Annotated in this window: 1 pseudogene and 1 CRISPR repeat array; the pseudogene reads right to left on the reverse strand. The window is 40.9% G+C overall.

The features are described from left to right. Positions 1–251: 251 nt before the first annotated feature. Positions 252–1407: direct repeats of the CRISPR family, unit length 37 nt; unit sequence GTTTCAGTCCCCTTGCGGGGTAATGGGCTTTGGAAAC. A 49-nt stretch (positions 1408–1456) separates the two neighbouring features. Next, positions 1457–1792 (reverse strand): annotated as a pseudogene (locus tag F8S12_RS19430) (CRISPR-associated endonuclease Cas1); the annotation flags it as partial. Between the last annotated feature and the right edge of the window lie 571 nt (positions 1793–2363).

The raw sequence follows: 2363 nt of genomic DNA on the forward strand, positions 1-2363 counted from the left end.
GTTTGATTTCCCAAATTGAATCAGTCTGCTGTCTGCTTCTTTTGAACTCTAACTCTTTGATGTCAATGGGTTTTACTTTCTTGTAATTTGCGATCGCCCCGTGGTCGATTACGATAAATTTAATGAAATTAGATTCAATCCTCTTTGACTTAACAAAAGCCAAACAGCTAGTAATTCGCTCTCGTTAATTTGGCCGGGTAATAGGTTTTAGAAACTTGAAGGAGTAATAGAAGCGATCGCCCGTTACCCATGTTTCAGTCCCCTTGCGGGGTAATGGGCTTTGGAAACTCTTGAATCGTCTGACTGTCAATCATGAGTTCCCTGGTTTCAGTCCCCTTGCGGGGTAATGGGCTTTGGAAACTAAATCTACAACAGGGGTAGGGGCAATATTAAGTGCATGTTTCAGTCCCCTTGCGGGGTAATGGGCTTTGGAAACCAAGCTTTGCATGTATCCTTCCGCGTCTTGAATCAGGTTTCAGTCCCCTTGCGGGGTAATGGGCTTTGGAAACCATCGCCTGTCAATTCATTGTCTGATTACACTGCAATGTTTCAGTCCCCTTGCGGGGTAATGGGCTTTGGAAACGGAAACATTAAAATATGAAGATATTGAATTTGTTCGTTTCAGTCCCCTTGCGGGGTAATGGGCTTTGGAAACCGCAGAAGTTTTCGGGACTAATTCTGATACATTGGCGTTTCAGTCCCCTTGCGGGGTAATGGGCTTTGGAAACCCTTTTTGCCTTTCCTAACTTATAACTCATTACTTAGTTTCAGTCCCCTTGCGGGGTAATGGGCTTTGGAAACTTCTCTCCCTACAAGTGGAAAGTATTCGTAAGAAAATCGTTTCAGTCCCCTTGCGGGGTAATAGGCTTTGGAAACAACAATTGCTTACTTTCAGAATCGTCTACCTCAAAGTTTCAGTCCCCTTGCGGGGTAATGGGCTTTGGAAACAGAAGTACGGAAAGGAGCAGCTAAGTTTTCTTAGTTTCAGTCCCCTTGCGGGGTAATGGGCTTTGGAAACATGAGTATTGTTGCAACAGTATTTATGATAGTCATTGATTCGTTTCAGTCCCCTTGCGGGGTAATGGGCTTTGGAAACGAGAAACGGATGTGGCAATCGTCGCCCACTCCTAACGTTTCAGTCCCCTTGCGGGGTAATGGGCTTTGGAAACCTCTCAAGTTTCTTGGCTGCGATTTCATCTTCAATCTGGCGTTTCAGTCCCCTTGCGGGGTAATGGGCTTTGGAAACCTCAAGCGTGCGCTGCAATAGCTCAAGCTGCTTAACTACAGGTTTCAGTCCCCTTGCGGGGTAATGGGCTTTGGAAACAAGTGCGCTATGCCTTCATTGGCGTTGCCGAATATCCCGCAATATAGTTTCAGTCCCCTTGCGGGGTAATGGGCTTTGGAAACTCTCATTGTGGCGATACAAAACCTGATATTGGTTATGAATTTTGGCTGTCACAATTGCTTTGACTAATTCTAAACGCCCGACAGGATCGCTATATAGTTTATATTGAGCTAATCGCAATTGACCGTTGCGCGAATAACCAGGAAGCGCAGAACCCAGATATTTACCAAAGCTAGAAAGATAGTGAACAGGCATACCCAATTCTAAAGCATAAACTAGAGCATCACCTGTGACTTGAGGATTGCCCATTAAGACAACTTGTTCGACAGTTTGGGCTGCAACAGTCTGTTTTTTCCAAGAACCATCGGATTGCTTGAGAGCAACATTAAAAGCTTCGTAGTTCTTGCTCAAAACGGCATCAGCCTGAGTTATGTAAAGTACTGACATTTTAGAGTTATGGTAATGAGTTATGGAGAAAACTTATTAATCAATTTACTCCTGATGAAATTAATCATCGGTTTCAGAAGTCATTGAACCTCGTAACTGTTTAACTTCAAAAGGCAGACAAATCTCTTTTAAACTGCATGAAAGACACTTTTTAGTGTTATCAATTGGCGCAGGCATAGTTGTTTGAGATGCAAGTTGAGCAAGAACAATTCAGCAATTCTCATTTTGAAAACAAAAGAAGATAAAGTCCTCTTGTTTACATAGAGAACTTCTGTCTAATTATGATTTATTTGAAAGATAATCATAATAATTAACTGAAGAGAAACAATTTTAAAAATCTGCCCATGAAAAAATAGATTTCAACTTATAAATATAGCTGAAATTCCGACCTACTTTGTAAATTCTCTTAATTAATAATCTTTACCTCCTCTCAAAAATTTGACATTTTTAACTAGAATTTACTTTTGTGAGAGGGACATATTCGGTAAGAATAAATAAGAAAAACTCCGACCAATTTTTAAAGCAAATAAATTTTAATAAGGTACGAATATCATTAAAGAAACTAGTCCGA

The sequence above is a fragment of the Nostoc sp. WHI genome, assembly GCF_015714725.1.
In the GTDB taxonomy this organism is placed as follows: domain Bacteria; phylum Cyanobacteriota; class Cyanobacteriia; order Cyanobacteriales; family Nostocaceae; genus Nostoc.